General features: G+C 40.0%; 1 protein-coding gene. It reads left to right on the top strand.

Features of this window, described 5'->3' with window-relative positions; all coding sequences use genetic code 11:
• Window positions 1–915: C40 family peptidase (locus V7147_RS21855; protein WP_335369920.1), on the top strand; the 915-nt coding region annotated here is incomplete at its 5' end.
• Window positions 916–928 lie beyond the last annotated feature (13 nt).

The raw sequence follows: 928 nt of genomic DNA, 5'->3' as shown, positions 1-928 counted from the left end.
GATAAAAACTATCAATTCGATACAAAACAGGAATTACGCTATGGCCACACTGGATATCCAGTTCGCTTTCTTCAATTTGAGTTACATAAATTAAATTTTTTCTACGAAACAATTGATGGACACTATGGTGCAGCAACCCAAGAAGCCGTTAAGAGATTCCAAGAATTATATGAATTGAAAATCGATGGAATCGCCGGGGAAGCAACATTAGAAAAATTAAACCAAGTTATCCTGCAACCTACTCCTGCCTTCTACACAGTTGGTGACGAAGGACCTGCGGTAAAACAGCTTCAAACCAAATTACAAAGACTAAGATTTTATAATGGACCCATCGATGGGAAATTTGAAACCATCACGAAAGACAGTGTGGAGATGTACCAAAAGAAGTTTAATTTAGAAGCAAATGGGCTTGCAACTGAAGAAACGATTGACCATATTATGAAAAATAAAAATGTTAGAGGACTCACCATCAAAAAGGCAACAGTTGTAACGGCCCAGCCAAGGTCGGATTCAAATCCCGAAACTAGTGAGGCACCAATTAAAACAGTTGAAGTGCTACCTGTGGATGCTAGTGTCATTTCAATTGCGATGAATTATATCGGAGTTCCTTATGTCTGGGGTGGGACTTCACCAAACGGCTTTGATTGCAGTGGATTTTTACAATTTGTTTATGCACAAAAAGGAGTAAACATCTCACGCACGGTTCCAGGCATTTGGAGCCAAGGGGCAAGTGTTTCTGCACCAAGCGTTGGCGATATTGTCTTTTTTCAAACGTATAAGCCTGGTCCGTCACATGCAGGCATATACCTCGGAAACAATAAATTCATACACGCAGACTCCACTGATGGTATTAGTATTGGAGATATGACGATTAACTACTGGCAATCACGCTACATAGGGGCTAAGCGCTTATAACTTTATTTAGTAG

This window comes from Bacillus sp. JJ1521, assembly GCF_036965165.1.
Classification (GTDB): domain Bacteria; phylum Bacillota; class Bacilli; order Bacillales; family Bacillaceae_L; genus Ferdinandcohnia.
This window is presented reverse-complemented; position numbering and strand designations above follow the sequence as displayed.